Source organism: Corallococcus sp. AB030, from assembly GCF_003668965.1.
Taxonomy (GTDB): domain Bacteria; phylum Myxococcota; class Myxococcia; order Myxococcales; family Myxococcaceae; genus Corallococcus; species Corallococcus exiguus.
In genome coordinates, this window is sequence record NZ_RAWQ01000012.1 from 42119 (window position 1) to 60341 (window position 18223).

The 18223-nt window shown below is 68.2% G+C and carries 16 protein-coding genes; 5 read left to right on the forward strand and 11 right to left on the reverse strand.

Annotation, left to right across the window (positions count from 1 at the left end; all coding sequences use genetic code 11):
* The first annotated feature begins 628 nt into the window (after nt 1–628).
* Nucleotides 629–1609 (forward strand): ferritin-like domain-containing protein, encoded by a 981-nt coding sequence (locus tag D7Y15_RS05125; RefSeq protein ID WP_121751879.1) that lies wholly within the window; start codon nt 629–631, stop codon nt 1607–1609.
* Here D7Y15_RS05125 and D7Y15_RS05130 read toward each other — a convergent pair.
* Together D7Y15_RS05130 and D7Y15_RS05135 are read right to left on the reverse strand one after the other, a co-directional pair.
* Nucleotides 1599–1976 carry a hypothetical protein gene (locus D7Y15_RS05130; RefSeq protein ID WP_121751862.1) on the reverse strand — a complete coding sequence of 126 codons (378 nt, stop codon included), beginning with the start codon at nt 1974–1976 and terminating at the stop codon, nt 1599–1601. The two genes, D7Y15_RS05125 and D7Y15_RS05130, sit on opposite strands and share 11 nt — an antisense overlap.
* Nucleotides 1977–2161: 185 nt before the next feature.
* Nucleotides 2162–2521, reverse strand: coding sequence for a helix-turn-helix domain-containing protein (locus tag D7Y15_RS05135; RefSeq protein WP_120574885.1), 360 nt, complete (start codon nt 2519–2521; stop codon nt 2162–2164).
* Nucleotides 2522–2822: 301 nt separating this feature from the next.
* On the opposite strand from D7Y15_RS05135, the gene D7Y15_RS05140 reads away from it, so the two are divergent.
* Together D7Y15_RS05140 and D7Y15_RS05145 are read left to right on the forward strand one after the other, a co-directional pair.
* Nucleotides 2823–4655, forward strand: coding sequence for a serine/threonine-protein kinase (locus D7Y15_RS05140; protein ID WP_120574884.1), 1833 nt, complete (start codon nt 2823–2825; stop codon nt 4653–4655).
* A gap of 26 nt (nt 4656–4681) precedes the next feature.
* Complete coding sequence (locus D7Y15_RS05145) at nt 4682–5596, forward strand: DUF2381 family protein (protein WP_120574883.1); 915 nt, start codon at nt 4682–4684, stop codon at nt 5594–5596.
* 34 nt (nt 5597–5630) lie between these two features.
* Here the strand turns inward: D7Y15_RS05145 and D7Y15_RS05150 are convergent, their stop codons facing one another.
* The 5 genes from D7Y15_RS05150 to D7Y15_RS05170 all read right to left on the reverse strand — a co-directional run bounded on the left by D7Y15_RS05150 (nt 5631) and on the right by D7Y15_RS05170 (nt 12842).
* Nucleotides 5631–6923 carry a kelch repeat-containing protein gene (locus D7Y15_RS05150; protein ID WP_121751863.1) on the reverse strand — a complete coding sequence of 431 codons (1293 nt, stop codon included), beginning with the start codon at nt 6921–6923 and terminating at the stop codon, nt 5631–5633.
* Complete coding sequence (locus D7Y15_RS05155) at nt 6920–7819, reverse strand: hypothetical protein (RefSeq protein ID WP_121751864.1); 900 nt, start codon at nt 7817–7819, stop codon at nt 6920–6922. Before D7Y15_RS05155 ends, D7Y15_RS05150 begins: the two co-directional genes overlap by 4 nt.
* Nucleotides 7820–7896: 77 nt before the next feature.
* The gene (locus D7Y15_RS05160) at nt 7897–8715 is read right to left on the reverse strand and encodes a hypothetical protein (RefSeq protein ID WP_121751865.1); all 819 of its coding nucleotides are present in this window, start codon (nt 8713–8715) and stop codon (nt 7897–7899) included.
* A gap of 126 nt (nt 8716–8841) precedes the next feature.
* Entirely contained in the window at nt 8842–9741 is a 900-nt protein-coding gene (locus D7Y15_RS05165) for an RNA polymerase subunit sigma-70 (RefSeq protein ID WP_121751866.1), read from the reverse strand.
* Complete coding sequence (locus D7Y15_RS05170) at nt 9738–12842, reverse strand: tetratricopeptide repeat protein (protein ID WP_120574878.1); 3105 nt, start codon at nt 12840–12842, stop codon at nt 9738–9740. Before D7Y15_RS05170 ends, D7Y15_RS05165 begins: the two co-directional genes overlap by 4 nt.
* Nucleotides 12843–13187: 345 nt before the next feature.
* Here D7Y15_RS05170 and D7Y15_RS05175 point away from each other — a divergent pair, with 345 nt between their 5' ends.
* Nucleotides 13188–13427, forward strand: coding sequence for a hypothetical protein (locus D7Y15_RS05175; RefSeq protein WP_120574877.1), 240 nt, complete (start codon nt 13188–13190; stop codon nt 13425–13427).
* Here the strand turns inward: D7Y15_RS05175 and D7Y15_RS05180 are convergent, their stop codons facing one another.
* Nucleotides 13428–13628, reverse strand: a complete 201-nt coding sequence (locus D7Y15_RS05180; protein ID WP_158624307.1) for a transposase — start codon at nt 13626–13628, stop codon at nt 13428–13430. It lies immediately after the preceding gene.
* A gap of 143 nt (nt 13629–13771) precedes the next feature.
* A complete protein-coding gene (locus tag D7Y15_RS46710) occupies nt 13772–14170 on the reverse strand; it encodes a transposase (RefSeq protein ID WP_158624305.1) in 399 nt (132 codons plus the stop codon).
* A 722-nt stretch (nt 14171–14892) separates the two neighbouring features.
* Between D7Y15_RS46710 and D7Y15_RS45575 the strand changes: the two genes are divergently transcribed.
* Nucleotides 14893–16695, forward strand: coding sequence for a hypothetical protein (locus D7Y15_RS45575; RefSeq protein WP_233596663.1), 1803 nt, complete (start codon nt 14893–14895; stop codon nt 16693–16695).
* 662 nt (nt 16696–17357) lie between these two features.
* On the opposite strand, the gene D7Y15_RS45580 is transcribed toward D7Y15_RS45575, so the two are convergent.
* Nucleotides 17358–17807, reverse strand: a complete 450-nt coding sequence (locus tag D7Y15_RS45580) for an IS5 family transposase (protein WP_368666169.1) — start codon at nt 17805–17807, stop codon at nt 17358–17360.
* Entirely contained in the window at nt 17704–18081 is a 378-nt protein-coding gene (locus tag D7Y15_RS46715; RefSeq protein WP_120574873.1) for a transposase, read from the reverse strand. Before D7Y15_RS46715 ends, D7Y15_RS45580 begins: the two co-directional genes overlap by 104 nt.
* Nucleotides 18082–18223: the final 142 nt, after the last annotated feature.

Sequence of the window (18223 nt, forward strand, 5' to 3'; positions counted from 1 at the left end):
ACATTTCCGGGCGCGCTTCGATTCCAATTTTCCCTCGGGGCCGTGAAAACAAACGCGCTTGTCGGCAGGTGATTCCGGCAACGGGCCATCGGTGGTGTTTCTGCGTGAGCAGGAGAAAAAAGTCTTGGCGGACTTTTCTTTGGCCCTGTCCGCTCATCCCCGCGCCTCGCTGCCTTGCGCCCCGTCAGAATGGCGAAGGTCGAGTCCGGGCAACGCCCGCTTCATCACGTGCTCGACGGTGGCCTGACGCCGGGCCCGGTCATGCAGCCTGCGGTCCAGCGAGGGGTCCGCCTGGGCCGCCTGTTTCACGTCCTGCCGGCTCAGTCCCATCCGCACGGGGAGAGAAGGGCATCACGCGGTCGTTGTGGAAGCCCACCACGTCCATCAGGACGTCATCCTCGAGCGTCACCTCTTCACCATGCTCGCCGACGCCTGGTCCGAATCAGCCGCTGTCTGACATCGAGCATGGCGGTCAAGAGCCGCTCCAGTCCGCGCAAGGCCACCGCCGCGGCGGAAGCCCCGCGTGCATCGCGATGCACAGGTGGGCGCCCTCCTGCACACCGGGGCGCTCGTCCTTCCCCTGGGGGGCGGTTGCACGCGCTGGCACATGCGTTGCTCCAGGGAGGGCATGGTCGAGCTCATCGCGGTGTTCGTGTGTTTCATCGTCCTTCTGGGACCCATGCTCTTCGTTTCGGGAATCGTCGTCATGATGAAGGGCGCCGGGACCCGTGGGGGCGTCCTGACGATCCTGGGTGCCACGACGATGGGGCTCGTGTACTGGGCCTACAGTGCAATCAGTCACATGAACTTCTCGAAGGGACGCGTGCTGCGTCTCAAGGGGCGCGCTCGCGTGGCCCGCCGCGCCCTGGGAGACGGCTGGGCGGACGACGCCGCTCCAGAACTCGAAGGGCTCACGCCCTGGCAGCGGACCGTGCTGGGGGAGGCGTGGCTGCACTCCGCGGGCATGGAGCACGCGTCGGTTCCTGCCTTCGCGAAGCTGTCGCTCAAGCTCTCCGCCCTGGGCGCACCTTCGGAGCTGCTGGAGGCGTGTCACCTGGCGGCCCTGGACGAGGTCCGTCATGCCAGGCGGTGTTTCGCGCTCGCCCGGGCCTACTCGGGGCTGCCGTGGAGCGCGGGGATGATTCCGGAACTGGGCCAGGAACGCCCCCAGCGTCCCAGTCCAGGCGAAGGCGATGAGTGGTCGCGGCTGGTGCGCGGGTCGTTGCTGGATGGGTGCCTGGGTGAAGGACTCGCAGCCAGCGTCGCCGCTGAAGTGTCAAGGCGGGCCAGCGACCCGGTCGTGCGGGAGACCCTGGCGGTCATCGCGGAGGATGAGGGACGGCACGCGGAGCTGGCCTGGGATGTCATTGCGTTCGCCCTGGAGCGGGGCGGCGGCAAGGCGAAGCAGGCACTGCGTCAGGCATTGGAAGCGCTGGAGACGCAAAGGACGCCCTCGCTCCCCAGCATCCCGGGAGTCGATGAGTCCTTCCTGGCGCGCAACGGAGTGTTGCCCCAGGCGGAGCTGGGGCGGCTGATGGAGGAATGCATCCAACGGACGCGGGCGAGAGCCATGGGGTCGGAGTACGCCCCGACGCCGGTTACTGCTTGATCCAGCGCGCCGCTGCCCAGGTGGCGAGGAAGCCTGGCGGGAGAAAGGCCGGCGCCACTCGCACGATCCATTCCAAGGTCCAGATGTCCGTGGTCCTGAGGCCCACGAAGCCCACCAACACGTAGATGACAACCATCACCAGTTGAGCTCGCCAGGTGCATCCCCGCTGATATGCCCCGGTGAGGACGATGGCCGCTCCCACCGCGGCTCCCGCGGGCGCCGAGTGCGCCGCGACGAACAGGGCCAGCTCGAAGAAAGGCATCCATCCCTGAAAGCCAAAGAACATCATCAAGGCGAGGGTCGTCGCGGCGACCGCATAGGGGATTCCGAGGACCCCGCCTTTGAGCATTCCCTTCAGCATCTTCATTCCGCCTCCTGGAACCCGGAGGTTGCACGGAGGCCTCTCCCGCGGGAGTCCGGGTCCCATGAACGGTCCGTTTTCCGCCTCCAGCCGTCGAGAATGCGCGGTGAGTCGCGGTGCGCTGGTGACCGGGACCGGAAGGGCGGGAGGCGGACGAACCCGACGTGATGACGCGGCGGAAGTAGAGGCCTCTAGCGGGTCAGGACGGTAGCGACGTGGAGGAGTGCTTCGAGCTTCTCCGCGTCCAGCTTGCGCGCAAGGTAGAGCAGGCGGCGCAGGGCGGGCACTTCGTCCTCGCGCGCTCGCGGACGCTGGCCCTTGCGGCCTCGCACCAGGGCGGTGAGGCCGAGCATGTCCTCCGGAGACACCTTCAGTTCCGTGCAGAGACGGTAGAGCGTCGGAACGCTGGGGAGCATCTTCCCGCGCTCCAGGCGGCTGTAGACGGTGGAGAGGAGGCCCACGCGAGGGCCCACCTCGGTTTGGGTCAGGCCCTGCTCCTCGCGGGCGGCGCGGGCGACTCTACCGATCGTGATGGCCAGTTCTTCATTCATGGGATCGGCTCGGAAGCAGGTGGAGGTGAATGCGCGCCTGAGGCTCCCCAGGCGCCGCACGAGGTGTAGCAGACGACGTCGGCCGGAGGATGCTCCATCCGGTCAGGGAGGCCAGGGGGTGGGGCAGGCAGGTAGTGGGTGCGTGGACTTGAAAGAAACAGAAGAGTGAACCTGAAAGAACTCCTGTGAGAGGAGGGGCATCCAGAGGAATGCCCGGGCTTCTCGTGTTTCTGGTAGCGTCCCCAGCCCCGCTTCGAGGACGTCGCATGCGAGTGGCCCTGAGTTCCCAAGGAAGGACGATATGAAGCCGCCTCCCTCCATCCTGCCGCCCGGGGCCAAGGTCTTGGGCTACACGGTGGAGCGCCAACTGGGGCAGGGGGGCTGCGGCACGGTGTACCTCGCTCGCAACGCGGGGCAGCCCTTCGCCATGAAGCTGCTGCACCTGCCGCGCGTGGGCGAGCGGGCGGAGCGCGAAATCTCCATCCTCTTGAAGCTGCGCCACCCCAACGTGGTGGGCATCCAGGGCCACGGCCTGTGGCCACCAGGGGCGCCGCAGTTCGTCATCATCGTCATGGAGTATGTGGATGGGCGCCGGCTGGACGTGTGGGCGGACGAGGAGAACCCCACGGCGCGGCAGGTGGCTCGCGTAGTACTCGATGTAGCGCGGGCACTGGCGGCTTCTCACGTGGCGGGCGTGCTGCACCGGGACGTGAAGGAGGCCAACGTCATGGTTCGGGCTTCGGACGGCCTGGCCAAGCTGTTGGACTTCGGCATTGGCGACTACGAGGGCGCGCGGAGGCTGACGGTGGACATCCTGCCGCCGGCGACGCCGGAGTATCGCTCCCCGGAGGCGTGGCGGTATTTCCGGCAGCACGCACGCCTGGCCGGAGCCCAGTACAGCGCTGGTCCTTCGGATGATTTGTGGGCCCTGGGTCTTGTCCTCTACGCGTTGCTGACGGCGCGAAAGCCTTTCGATGGAGTCGACGACGCCAGCTTCATCGAGGCCGTCATGACCCGTGAACCGGTGCCGCCGCACGAGGAGAATGCACGGGTGCCTCGAGCGCTGGGCGACGTGTGCTTGCGCCTCCTGGAGAAGACGCCAGAGACGCGCACGTTGAGTGCCCTGGCCGCTGTGACGGAGCTTGAGCGAGTGCTGGTGCACGCGGACGCGGCGTGGGACGTGCCGCTCTGCGACGCCTTCGGTGAGGACACCGCGACGACGGAAGGGGGGAGGGACAGCGAGGAGCGGTGGAGGCTTGCACCGATGTACCGTCCTCGTCGTGGAAGACGCCCACCGCCGCCAGGACTCCCTCCGTCCGCCGACGCGGCGACGACGGCGAGCGGGACCCCCGTGAAGGCCGCGCCGAAGCCGCGAGGACACTCGCGGGCCTGGACGAGGGTCGCGCGGGTCCTGGGGCTGCTCGCGGCGGGGGCCTCGCTGATGCTCTGGCCGTCACGAATGGCTCCGGTGACGCCTCCCCGTCAGGAAGTAGCGCCCTCTGGCAAGTCGCCTCAAGCTGACCGCGCCGCGGCTCCCATCGGGCCGGAGGCCACCGCCGCGGCCGTCGCACTCCCCGCGACGCTCCAGGAGGTTTCAGCCACCGTGACTACGCAGCCGAAAGACACCCTGCCCCTTCAGCTCCCCTCTAAGCCCGCGAAGAAGGGCCTGGGGATCATGGCCCGTGCGGTGAGCGCGGCGGCGGCCTGCACGGCACTCGCATGCCCTGGCACCCAGGTGCGCCCTGCGCCTCCTCCCGAGCCGTGCCCGGTGGGAGCCGCCAAGGTCATGGAGAAGTTGGGTATCAATATCGGGACAAAGGAAGACGCGCTCTTCGTCGTCGACGTGCCCAAGGTGATTCCGGTGCGGGAGGGACCCACTCAGTTGATCCTGATCAGCGATTGGGGGGACATGCCGCGCATGACAGTGCTGTCAGGCCGGCTCATCGTGAGGGACCGCGTCTATGGGCGTCTGACCTGGGCGACGACGCGGAAGGGCGACAGCTTCCCCGTGTGCATCGAGGTCTACGCGGAGGAGGGCGAGCGAGGAATGGCTCGAGAACCCGGAGACGACTCGGTCTCCAGTGCCCGCATCTACACGACAGCTCGCGTGAAGGCAGTGGGCGAGTTCGAGTAGCAGAACCCTCTGGGAGCCGCCGCCGAGTGCCTTCATCTTCCTTCATCGTTCTCCTGGGCCTCTTGTTCGTGGGCGGAGTGGCAGACGCTCAATCCACGGTTCTGGCCACCCTGCCGGGCGCGCGGCGCATCGAGTTGGCCCCTGACGACGCTCGACCCGCGTCCGAGATCGTCATCAGTGCGAACGTCTCGACAGGCCTGTTCTTTGACTCTGACCTGCTGCGCGATGGCATCGAGCTCGAAGGACGGGACCGCTTCTCCCTCGTGGATGTGGGGCAGACCACCCTCCGGTTGGTGCCCTCTCCGCGCGTGACGGCTGGCGAGCAGTTTCGACTGGTCGTGCGTTTCCAGGATGGAGCCGCACCGAGGAGTGCCACCTTCCTTCTGCGGGCGCATCCCGCGAACGCGGAGCCGCTTGTCGAGGTCTATCGTGGGCGGCGGACGGTTGAGACGTACCAGCAGGAAGCCAGGGAGGTTCGTGACGCGCTGGTGCGGTGCCAGCAAGAGCGCGCCCACCTGATGGCGGAGCATGAGGCTCCGGCCGGTCTTGCAGGCCTCATCTCCACCAAGGCATTGGATGAGCACGGTGTGGCCGGATGGGTCGTGACCAAGGACGTAGCCCAATCGGCTGGGAATGTGCTTCGGGCAGCCATCGTCCGAAGCTACCGATCCTCGACCAGGGTGGCCGTGGAAATCCATCTGGCGGTGAACTCGGGGGCCCAGACCTGGATTGGAAAAGGGGCAATGCTTCGAACCAAGGCCGGCGTGGAGTTGAAGGTGCTTCGCCTGTGGCAGGAGCACCCCATTTCGACAGGAGAGATCGGCCGCGTCGTGGTTGAGGCCGAGGCTTCAGCGGCTCTTGTTCAAGGGCCCTTCTCGCTCAAGCTGTGGGAAGAAGACGGGCCTCGGACCCTCACGCTCACCAACGTGACGTTCCCCTGACCTGGAGGAACGCCTCGCGGGGCTCGGACGACGCTCAGGGGACGTACCGCTCGGCGGTGTTCAGCGCCACGTCGCCGTCGGTGCCGCCGATGATGAGCACACTCCCAGATTCCAGCCACGTGGCGGTGTGAGAGGTGCGCGCCGATGACATGGGGGCGATGGGTTCCCAGCCGCCATCCCGCCGGAGTATCTCCGCGGAGGCACGCGGCTTCGCGTAGGAGGTGGAATACCCGCCCGTCACCAGCACCTCGCCCGAAGGCAGGGCGGTGGCCGTGTGGAGGAAGCGGGCTTCCCTCATGTCTGCCTGGGGCGTCCACGAAGCGCTGCCTGGCTCGAAGAGTTCCACTGACGGGAGGACCGTTCCAGGTGAACCCTCGAGGGAGCCGGTGACCAGGACCTGTCCAGAGGGCAGCAGCGTGGCGGCGTGCCCGTTGCGCCCATGGCCCATCCGCTGCGAAAGGAGTCGCCATCCTCCATCCGGTGGGTTCGAGTCGTAGACCTCGGCGGTCGCCTCCGCTCCGTTGCGATGGTAGCCACCAATGGCCAATGCCACGCCACCGTCCAGCAGGGTGAGCGTCAGCATGTTGCGTCTGACGTTCAGGTCCCCTGTCTTCGTCCAGGAGTCGTTGTCCGGAGCATAGAGTTCGGAGGTGTTCAGCCCATCGGCATCCGAGCTGCCGCCACCCGCCACCAGCACCTTCCCCGAGGGCAGCAAGACGGCGGCATGGGAGGCACGTGTTCCGCCGGGCATGGGACTGACCGCGGTCCATTCATTCGCACCCACGTCATAGATTTCAGCACTGCCCAGCGCGCCACCCGTGGGTCCCCTGCCACCGACCACCAATACGTTGCCATTCCGCAGCCGGGTGGCGGTGTGGTCCATGCGAGCCGTCCCCAGGTTCCCGCCGGCACTCCAGCTGTTGGAGGCGACGGTGTAGATCTCCGTCGTGTTCGTCGGGTTGACCGCCGAGAGGTCGCCCGTGCTGCTTCCGCCAACAACAAGCACCCGGCCGTCTCCCAGCGCGGTGGCCGTATGGCCTGTGCGCCGCATTCTCATGGAGACCACGGACTTCCACCCCGGCGGTTCGCGCTCGTCATCGGGAAGGCCCCCGTCAGGTCCTCCGTCCTGCCCCGCGTCCCCGCCGTCCGGTCCACCTGCATCCAGGATGTCATTGCCGTCAGGCCCCGCATCCGACCCGCCATCCTTGCAGATGCGAGGATTGTCGAGGCAGAACTGGTCCACCAGGTCGTCGACGTCGAGACACGCAGTGGCCTGGACGCCGAGCAGCAGCAAGCCAAGGGCTGTCGAGCGGAGCAGGGGCTTCATGGCAACCTCCCAGACACGAACACGGACGTCCCATCCAGCCCGAACTGCACGGGCACCGGCTTCTTCGGCGACCCCAGCAGGTACATCCCCGTGGAGGCGCCCAGCCCCACCAGCCCCGTGACCAGCAGCCCCACGGAGGCCGTCTGCAGCCTTCGCGCGCCGTGGGCCGCGTTCCTGGCATCGGCCTCTGAGTGGATGTCCTTTGCCACGCCATCCAGCTTCGACTTCCGCCCCTCCGCCACTCCCCAGAAGACGCCCGCCGCGACGACGAAGGCCCCTCCCGCCACGGCGGGAATGAGCGCCCGGTCTCGCAGGAGTGAGTGCGAGCCGGACAAATCCCGCAGGGGAGAGGATGAAGACTCCGGGACTCCCGTGGTGACGACGGGGAGCGGCTCTCGCGGCGCCTGAACCTCCTGCGCTTCCGAGGGGGGCTCCTGGTTCAGGGGCTCACTGGCCGCCCCTCGCGCGGCCAACTCCTTCAGGACTCGCTTGCGCACCGCTTCGAAGTGCCGCTTCACCTTGGGCGAGACAGTCAGCGGCAACTTCGCATCGGGGTTCAAGCTGAGGGCGGCCTTGAAGGCGGCTTCGGCGTCGCTCAACCTTCCGCTCAGCTCCACCAGGATGACGCCCTGGTAGAGCGACAGCACCACCTCATCCTCGGGCCCGCGCGATACCTCCTTGCAGCGGGCCATCTGTTCCAGGGCACGCTCGTAATCGAGGTCCTCGAACAACAGGTAGGTGGACTTCGCGCAGATGCGTACGTCGGGGGAGACGTCGCCTCGGGCAACCCCTGGGATGAGGGAGAGCCAGAGGAGCAATCCCCAGACACAGCTGCCGCGTCGCCACGGGATGCTCGAAAACACGGCTCTTGCCTTGCCGTGGGTGGAAGGACGCATCGAATTGTCTTTCATTGCACGGGTCCATGTTCCCGGTGCTCGCGGAGATGAAGGGTTGCCCTGTCGCCGGGTGCTGCTCATTCCTGCGATTGCGCGACTCCCGCTGGTGAGTCGTCGCTGCCATCTGGCGTGGAGGGGACGGCGGTGCCACTGGCCGGCTGGGACTGCGCCGCGTCGCCCAGGGGGGCTCCCTGCCGCTGCTGGAACCAGGTGTCGGCGGACGGGCCCGTGTACGTCTGCCCGAAGGGTCCCTTGAAGGTGTCCACCGCGTCGAGCGGAACTCCAGGAGCCCCGCCCGCCCCGGACGTCTGGATGACTTCCTGCGGCGGCGGGGGCGTCAAGCCCAACACCTTCTCCAGCTCCGCCTTTCGACTCGTGCCCTCGAAGGCCGAGTCGAGCTCGCTCTTCGTCGGCTTCACCTTGTCGATGTCCTTCTGGCTGTACGGGGCGGGCTTGCACTCCGCGAGGGCCAGCGCGTTCGCCTTGTGCATGGCCTGCTCCGCGCTCCTGGCGGCCAGGGCCGCCTGCTCCTCCGCCTTCTGGAGGTTCTGGGCCGCGGTCCTGGACGCCTCGGTGGCCTCCTTGAGCTTCTTCTCCGCGGCGGCGAGGGCTTCCTTCGACTTCTTCGCCTCCTCGGGCGTCTGCCCCGGCTTCTGCGCGGCTTTGCGTGCGTCGGCGGTGGCCTTTTCCGCGGTGGCCTTCTGCCGTCGCGCCGCCTCCGCTTCGAGCCGGGCCTGCGCCAGCGTGTCCCGGGCCTCCGTCGCCGCCTTGCGTTTGGCTTCGGCGGCGAGCCGCGCCGCCTCCGCCTTCTGTCGGGCCGCCTCCGCGAGGCGCTGTGCCTCGGCGGGATCGACTTTTGATGCATTCGAACCACCGACTGCCTTCACTCCAGCCATGGGTCCGCTCCTCTTGATTGGGGCTGGCGGGTCAATGAATGGCCGCCCCTGCAATCAATTGGGAAGAGGGAGTGGGCCCAAGGGCATCCCAAGAAATCCCTGGGGCGCCGGGCCCCAGGCAGGGCATCAGTCCAGCAAGCCCTGGAGGCTGAGATCCAGTCGGCTGCTGACCAGTCCCAACAGGCTCTCCAGGGCGAGCCGGTCCTGCTTCAGCCGGGGCGCGAGCTCCATGCGAACGCGCTCGAGCAACTGCTCGCGGGCCTCCGCGATCCTGCGCGCGATGCCGGAGCGCGAGCCGCCATACATGAGCGTCAGCCGGTCCATCGTGAACCCATGGAAGTGGTGCAGCCGCAGCAGGGTCCGCTCCTGCTCGGGGAGCACCGCCACCGCCTTCTTGAGCGACTCGACGAGGAGCCTGCGCGCGTCTTCGCGCAGCAGCGCGTACTCGGGGTCGCCCGGGGCCAGGAGCCGCGCGAGCTCCTCGGGAGGCTCCGCGACGAGCTCATGGCGCGCGTCCCGGCCCACGAGCTCCCCGGCGATGCGCGCGGCGACGATGCCCACCCAGGTCAGCAGGGGCCCTCGTCCCCCATAGCTCGCGATCCTCGGGGGCGTGTCGCCGCTGCCCACCAGCAGCCGCTCGCGCAGCACCTGCAGCACTTCGTCCACCATGCTCGGCGACACCCTCCCGAGCCGGGCGGGGATGTACCGGAGGATGTTCTGCTCGAAGGCCCGGAGGGCCGAGGGCTCCCCGGTGGCGCAGGCGCACGCGAGGTACAGGTCGGCGCCATGGAGGACGCGCATCACCTCCAATGTCCTTCCCGCGGGCAGGTGCCGGGCCAGGTGCCGCGCGAAGGACTCCGCCGGGAGCGGCGTCGTGGCCCAGGCCCACCCGTCCCGGGCCGCCTCGACGAATTGGTTCAGCAGTGCCTCCAACCCCTCCACTGCGTCCAGCTCCGCGCGCTGCTCCCAGGGCAGGTGCTCCCGCAGCAGCGCCGCCAGGGAGCCTGTCTTCTGTTGCTCGCTCATCGCTTCGCCTCCCGCTGTTGCCAGGCCAGCACTCGCTGGAGCTCCGGCTGGCCTCGGACTCCCACGGACTCCAGCCGCGTCCGGGCCTCTTCGGCCAGTTCGAACGCTCGCGTCCGGTCCGGGGCGGGGTGCGTTTCCATGAGCGCCCGGGCCAACAGGAAGGAGGTCCTCCCGGCCGCCTCCGCGTCACCGGGCTTGCCCCAGCGGGTCTGGATGCGACGGGCGCGCTCGAGCAGCGGTGTGGCCTGCGCCGCCGCGCCCAGTGCCAGATGCGCCTTGCCGGCGCAGGTCAGCGCGTTGGCACCGTCCTGGGACTCCGCGCCATCGGTCTTCTCGGTGAGGGTCCTCGCCCGGTCGCAGTACGCGAGCGCCTCCTTCGGGGCCCGTGTCGCCAGGGCCAGCTCGGCCAGCAACTGCAGCACGGACACCGTCTTCCCCGCCGCCAGTCCGGAGTCCCCCTCCAGCCGCTTCAGCGCGTCCACCAGGTCGCGCCGCGCCTCGGGATGGCGGCCCGCCTTCAGGTGCACCTGCCCCCGGACGGTCAGCGGCAGGGCGGCGCGCGGCGAGTCCGGGCCCAGGGACCGCTGGACGCGCTCCAGGGCCTCCGTGGCGAAGGCCAGCGCCTCGGCGTCCTGGCCCGCCTCGCGGGCGAGGACCGCCTGCTCCGTGAGCGCGAAGATGACGGTGATGTGATTGGGGCCCCGGGCCCGCTCGAAGATGGCGCGTGCCCGCTCGACCTGTGAGCGCGCCTCCTCCAGCCGGCCTTCGAGGCGCGAGACCCCGGCCAGGTTCAGCAGCACCGTCCCCATCGGAGTCGTCTCCGGGCTGGAGGACGCCTCCTGGAGGGCCAGGGCCCTGCGCCAGGCGCTGATGGCCTCGGCGTGCCGGCCCACCTCCAGCGAGGCCGTGGCGACCCGGTTGTAGGAGGTCGCGAGGGCCGGGTTGTCGGGGCCCAGCAATCGCTCGCGCAGCGCCAGGGCCTCGCGGTGGAGCTTCAGCGCTTCCTCGTAGCGGCCCTGGCCGTAGCGGATGCGTCCCAGCTGGTGGAGGAGGTTGGGCGTGCGCAGGCTGTCCGGGCCATTCCTCCTGCGGGAGAACTCCAGGCCCTGGAGTGCCTCCTGCTCCGCCTCGGCGAGCTGGCCGTGCGCCTCTCGCAGCGACGACAGGCGCGCGTGCAGGTCCGTCGTGATGTCGGGGAAGCGCTCCCGTCCCAGCCGCTCGACGGCGGCCCGGGCGTGCAGGATGAGCTTCTCCGCTTCGTCGGCGTGGGACTGCTCCTCCCCCACCACCCAGATGAGCTCCAGCCAGGCCCGTGCCACCGTCTCGTCGTCACGCGCGGCCTCTCCCTCCCACATCGCCTGGTAGAGGACCGCCTCCGCTTCCTTCGGTTTGTTGAGGCCCCCGAGGAACACGCCGTGGGCCAGGAGCACCTCCGCCCGCAGCGGCTTGTAGTCGAGCACCTTCAGCTCCTCGAGGAGGGCTGTCGTCACCGCGAGGCCCTCGGTGAACCGGTGTGACACGAGGTGGGCGCGGGCCTGCGCCAGCTTGTGCCGTGCCGCCTCCACCGGGGCCCGGAGGTTCTCGGGCGGCTGCGGCCGGGCGGAGAGGCCGGGCGCGTCCCGGCAGCCGGCGAGCCCCTCGAGGGAGGTTGTCAGCGGGTGCGCGTTCTGCACCGTCAGCACGTCCGCCTTCTCCAGCACCTCGGTCACGGCGGCGAACTGCCAGAGCCGCGCGTCCAGGCACGCGGCCGTCTGCCAGGCGACGTCCGCCGTGTCGCTGTCCGTGGCCATGCAGGCCTCGGTGCGAAGCGTCCGCCACTGGGCGGCGTAGGCGTCCATCGCCGACGCGAGCTGCTCCCATGCTGGCGCGGCGTAGGACGCGCCCGTGGACAGGAAGGCCGTGCGGATCCGTTCGCGTCGCGCGGGGCTCCAGGCCACCGTGAGCTTCTCCACTTCCTGCTCGCAGTGGCTCCCCTCGCGATGCGTCACCCCGTAGGCCGCGAGGGTGCCCAGGACGCCCGCCACGGCCGCCACGGCCGTCATCCGCGCAAGCCACCGGATGGGCCGTGGCGTGAGGGCCGCCAGGAGGGACTCCATGGAGGGGAAGCGCTCCTCGGGGTTGGCGCTGAGCCCCCGGAGGACCGCGCGCCGGACGCGGGCTGGAACCTTCACCTCCCGCTTCGGGGGGCTGAGGGTGCCTTGCCGCGCGGCCTGGGCCAGCTCCTGGAGTGTCGCACCCTGGAAGGGGCGCACGCCAAAGAGGGCCTCGTGGAGGGCCACGCAGAAGCTGAACTCGTCGGAGTGGGCGTCCGCGTGCTGGCCCTCCAGGATCTCCGGAGCCATGTAGGCGGGCGTGCCCAGGAGCTGGCCCGTGCGGGTGAGGTGCCTCATGGAGGCGACCGGGGCCGTGTCGGGCTCCTGGAGCGGAGCGCCCTCGTCCTGCTGGAGCGGGCCGGCGATGCCGAAGTCCGTCACGAAGACGCGGCCCTCCTTGCTCAGGAGGGTGTTGGCGGGCTTGAAGTCGCGGTGCACCAGGCCCGCGGCGTGCGCGGCGGCGAGGCCCTTGCCTGCTTCGCGGAAGACGCGGAGCACCTCCTTCCAGGGACGCGGCTGCCGCATCCACTCCGCCAGAGTGGTGCCCTCCACCAGCTCCATGGCGAGGAAGACGCCGTCTGCATGGGTGCCCACGTCGTAGAGGGTGACGACATTGGGATGGCGGAGCCGGGCGAGCGCCTGGGCCTCGCGCAGCAGCCGCTGCCGCAACTCCTCGCGTTGGCGTCCCTCGGGACGCAGCATCTTGATGGCCACCCGGCGTCCCAGTTCGGGGTCGTCCGCCGCGTACACGACGCCCATCGCGCCAGAGCCGATGCGCTCTCGCACCACGTACCGGGAGAGCTTGTCGCCCGGCAGCAGTAGCTGGGACGGCGCCTGTGCGGAGGCCTTCGGAGCACCGGCCAGGACCTGGGTGTCATTCCCTGCCGCCAGGACCCAACGGCAGTCCGTACAGCCTTCCAGGTGCGCCAGGACAGAGGTCCGGTGCTCTTCTGAGAGCAGCCCCGCGAGAAAGTCCGTCAGCGTCACTTCCTCTGGACATGAATGCATGTGCTCACTCCGCGATGCGTTCCGGTTTGCCAGACAGAGCCGTCGGAGAGTTGAGTCAAGCGCGTGGGCATTCCCCCTTTGAAGTCCTGGGATGCAGCTTAGACCATTCCCGCGCTCTTCACGAGTGCATGGGCAGTCGTGCGTTGACTCGCGCACGGAAGAAATCTTGAGATGCAGGCGGGGCCATTCCCTCATTCCCCATGAGCGCATCACTGGATTCTTGACTTCTAGGAAGAGCGCTCGGCGTTTCGTAAGTCCTGCGTGTCGGTGTCTTCCTTTCATCCGGGTGGTGTCTGTCTATCCCGATGATGGGCTGTGAATCCTTCATCAAGAGGGGAGTGTCCCATGGGCGCCGTCGCACCCGCGAGTGGTCCGGGAGCAAAGGTAGACATTGCCGAGCAGCAGAAAAAAGAGCTGGCGGAGCAGCAGAAGGCGGCGGCGGCGAAGGTCGCCGCCGACGCCAAGATCAATGCGGCGGCGGATGCCCGGAAAGCCTTGCCGCCGGTCCGGCGCGCCGCGACTACCGCGCGACAGGAGAAGGCCGCCGCGGCCACGGTCGCCAAGGACGCTAGGGGCTGTCCCTGATTACCGCAGCCAAAGAAGCATGGAAGCAACGTGCAGGACGGCGAGGTAGCTCTTCGCCGTCTTGTCGTAGCGGGTGGCCGCAGCCCGAAAGCGCTTGAGGTCGTGGAAGAAGCACTCCACCCGGTAGCGCAACCGATAGAGGGTGCGGTCCAGCGCAGGCGGTTGCTTCCTGCTGGGATGGGGATGAATGACAGGCGTCATTCCCCCTTCAGGGCGTTGGCGCGAATGCGCTCTGCGTCGTAACCGGTGTCCGCGATGAAGGCCTTGCCTCGGCGTGCACCAACAACTCCTCGGCCATCGTGGACTCATGTTGCTGGCCGGGCGTTATTTCGAGGTGGAGCGGCTTACCGCCCGCCGTTGTGACGGCGTGAACCTTCGTTGAAAAACCTCCTCGAGAACGCCCCAGAGCATTTCTTCGGACCCCCTTTTCCGCCCGAGGCGTCCTGATGCGCCCGGACGACGGAAGCGTCTGCCAGCGAGCCGAGCTCATCCACCGGAAGTCGCAGGGCCTTGAAGATGGCTTCCCAGCGCCCGACTTGCGCCCCGCGGTGGAAGCGGTTGTAGACGATCTTCCAGTGGCCGAATCGCTCCGGAAGGTCCCGCCATAGAACCCCAGTCTTCACGCGCCAGATGACGGCGTTGATGAAGTCGCGGTCCCCTCGCTTCGAGGGTGGGCCGCTCCGCGAGCCCAGCAAGGGCTTGATGCGGCTCCACTCGGCATCGCTCAGTTCATGTCGGCGCACAGCCAGCGTTGATCATGCCTGACGCTGGCTGGCAACCTCCTGGTGCCCCTCAAGGCCGGGTCCAACGCCGGTGTTTGAGCCACCAAGTTGATTTTCGGGCCGGAGATCAGGGACAGCCCCTAGGTCCCTCAGCGCCCCTCCCAAGTTTTTTTGGGACGCCGGTTGCCTTCCTCCCTCTTTCTCCTCGACTGCAGGGGCAGACACGCATCGACCCGAGCAGGACGTACCACGCCTCGGGCCCGTTTCGTGTCCGCGTCTCCAATCACAGGCATCGCATCCGCCTTGCCTGACACAAGGCATTCCCCGTCGAGAGGAGATACTCCATGGGTTCAGTGACAGCGGTCGGTTCTGGCGGAAAAGTAGACCCTGCCGAAGCGCAGCGCCGCGCAGAGGAGGCCCGGCAGAAGGCGGAAGCGGCGCGGCTCGCGGCCGAGGCCAAGCGCAAGGCGGCGGAGGCGGCTCGGGACAACTTGGCGCAGGCCAAGCGCGACGCGGATTCCGCGCGGAGACAGCAGAAATCAGCGGAGAAGGCTGTCGCCGACACGCGCAAGGCAGCGGAGAGGTCCGGACAGCCACCCGCGGAGGCGAAGAAGTCGAAGGAGGACCTTGCGGCCGCAGAGACGAAGTTCAAGGAAGCAACTGAGGCCTCCAGGAAGGCTGCCCAGAAGCTCCAGGCGGCGGAGGAAACGGCAGCCCTCACCGCAAAGAGTGCCGAGGAGGCCATGCGCAAAGCGAATGCGTTGGCCATCGAGGAATCCAAGAAGCCCCCCTACAGTCAGGAGGACATCAACAAGGTCAAGCCCACGAAGAATGAACTCGCCTCCGCCTTCGAGGGCACGAGTCGGAAGTCGGAACTGGAGAAGTTGCTGGGTTTGACGCCCCCGCCCCAGGAAGCCATCCAAACGGCCGGGAGCGGCGAAGCGCCTGGGGTCCCATTCACCGCGATGGGCGTGAATGGCATGCAGGGCGGCCCTCCAGTGCCCCTCGGTCAACCATTCGCGTCCCCTTCCCAGGAAGCCAACCCCGAAGCGATACCGCACGCCACCCGGCCCGCGGAGCCCCGGGACGCCGACGCGGGCGCACCGAAGAAGTCGCCGGTCGAGCTCAACCCGGGCGCCAGGAACACCGCCACGGCCAGCGGCACCGTGCAGGGCAGCGGAGCCCCGTCCACCCTCGGTGGCGCCCAGTCGAAGCAGAAGCAGGCCCAGGACTTGGCGAAGCAGGGCCGGCTCGGCGAGGCCCTGGACGTGGCCCTCAACTCCGAGGGCGACAGCGTGAAGCTCAAGCTGAGCGCCAACGGCGAGGTCCAGGCGGGCGCCGCGCCGGTCAAGGCCGGTGGCGAGATTGGCAGTGAGGTCGAGGTGAAGCGGGGGCCCAACGGCACCTACGAAGTCACCGCCCTCAACGAGGGGAAGCTCACCGCCGAGCCGAGCACGAAGGGCCCCGTGAATGGCTCCGCGGAGCTCGGGGCCGGCGTCTCCCCGAAGTTCGAATTCAAGTCCAAGGAGGACGCCCTGCGCGGCCTGGGCATCATCGCGGCCGCCGGCAACGAGTCCGCGCTGGGCGTCGCGGCGAGCTACGCCGTGGATGCCGGCGCCAAGGTCGGTGACAAGGTCTCCGGCTTCCTGGCAAGCGCCGCCAAGGCGGTGGGCGCCGACGGCCTCGGCAAGTTCTTCGACAAGGCGGGTGACACCAACCGGAAGCTGGACTCGTACGTCGGCACGGACGCGCAGAAGTTCCTCGGCGACCACCTGAAGGGCTTCTCGGTGAAGGGCACCCTGGCCGGGAAGCTCGCGACGGACCTGCCGCTGCCCAACGTCCCGCTCGCGGGCGAGCTGAAGGGACAGCTCGAGACGAAGGTCGACATCGAGTTCGGCAAGAACGGCCAGAAGCCCACCATCACCGTGGAGCAGTCCGGGCAGATCGAGGGCAAGGGCTCCGTCGGCAGCGACACCGCCTTCACGAAGGAAGTCGAGGGCAAGGGCTCCATCAAGCTCGCCCTGCAGAGCAAGTTCGAGGTCGACGGGAAGCTGGACCTGGCGGCGGCGCTGCAGGGCCGCTCCTCCGGGCCCCAGGTCAACCTCGTGGCCTCCACGCTCTCCGCCGAGGTGGGCGTCTCCGGCAAGAGCGGCGTGGGCCTGGCCACGCCGGGAGGCACGCAGACGGAGGCCAGCCTCAAGGGCGACACCGGCGTGTCCGGCAAGCTGAAGCTCACGGGGAAGACGGTGGACGTCGCCGCCGCGCTGGCGGACCCCAAGGCGCGCGAGGCCCTGGCCAACGGTGACTTCGGGCCGCTGGCGAAGAACCTGGGGAAGGTGCCCGTCACCGTGGAGGGCGAGCTCGCGGCGACGGCCGGCTTCACCGGGAAGCTGTCGCTGGACGCGGGGCGCGCCAGCGGCGGTGTCTCCATCGAGGGCTCCCTGAGCGACGTGTTCCTCAAGGAGAAGCGGGACCTGAAGGGCGACGAGTTTGCCGCGCAGTTCAGCAGCATCCGCGCCTGGCTCCAGCAGCAACTCCACGCCTGAGCATCCGTCCCCGCAACGTCAACCCATTGTGCCTGCCCCAAATCCGCTCGCTGCGTCATGAGCGCGTTGAGGTGCGCAAGCGAGGTGCGCGCGGGCCGGCGAGTTCCTGTAGCAGTGAAAGTGGGGTCGGAATCATCGTGACACCGCCCATGCCGTCTCGCGCAATCAAAGGCTGAGCACTCGTGATGAAGGGAGCGCCAGGCCGGCCCTGCCGACCGCCAGCCCATCGAGGACAACCGCGTGCCCAGGCGACCAGCGCCGCGGTGCTCTCGGCCAGGGCTCACGGGAGGGTCTGGATACGAGAGTTCGTGGCCTCCGACCATGGGGGCACGAGGTCCCGTCCGCTCCATCGTCCCACGTGGCGTCCCACATCGTCTCCTCCTGGAGAATGATGGGCGCCCTCCTCAATTCGCGATGTTCGGGAACAAAGGCGGCGAAGTTTGCGGAGACTCAATCGGACCCTGAATTTTCCCGACTTCACGTAACCCCATGACCTCTCTCGTGTTTTCCGTCGCAGTCTCTGGAGAGAGTGCCGAGAACGAGTTCGCGCAGGCTTTCGTTCGGGGAGCAAAAAAGAAGGCCCTGCCCTAACCCGGCAGGGCCTTTTTGCTTTTCCACGGGCCTCGCGATGAGCATCGCGGGGCCTTAGGGGCTGTCCCTGATTAACGCAGCCAGAGAAGCATGGAGGCGACGTGGAGGACGGCGAGGTAACAGGTCGCCGTCTTTTCGTAGCGGGTAGCAGCAGCCCGAAAGCGCTTGAGGTCGTGGAAGAAGCACTCCACCCGGTAGCGAAGCCGATAGAGGGGGCGGTCCAGAGGTGGAGGCTGCTTCCGGCTGGGATGGGGATGGATGACGGGCTTCATCCCCACCTTCTGGGCGTTGGCGCGAATGCGCTCGGCGTCATAGCCGGTGTCCGCGATGAAGGCGTCGCCCTCTGCGTGCACCAGCAGTTCCTCGGCCATCGTGGACTCATGCTGCTGTCCGGCCGTCAGCGCGAGGTGGAGCGGCTTACCGCCCGTCGTTGTGACGGCGTGAACCTTCGTTGAAAAACCTCCTCGAGAACGCCCCAGAGCATTTCTTCGGACCCCCTTTTCCGCCCGAGGCGTCCTGATGCGCCCGGACGACGGAAGCGTCTGCCAGCGAGCCGAACTCATCCACCGGAAGTCGCAGGGCCTTGAAGATGGCTTCCCAGCGCCCGGCTTGCGCCCAGCGGTGGAAGCGGTTGTAGACGGTCTTCCAGTGGCCGAATCGCTCCGGAGGGTCCCGCCATAGCACCCCAGTCTTCACGCGCCAGATGACGGCGTTGATGAAGTCGCGGTCCCCTCGCTTCGAGGGTGGGCCGCTCCGCGAGCCCAGCAAGGGGCTGGATGCGGCTCCACTCGGCATCGCTCAGTTCATGTCGGCGCACAGTCAGCGTTGATCATGCCTGACGCTGGCTGGCAACCTCCTATGCCCCTCAAGGCCGGGTCCAACGCCGGTGTTTGAGCCACCAGGTTGATTTTCGGGCCGGAGATCAGGGACAGCCTCT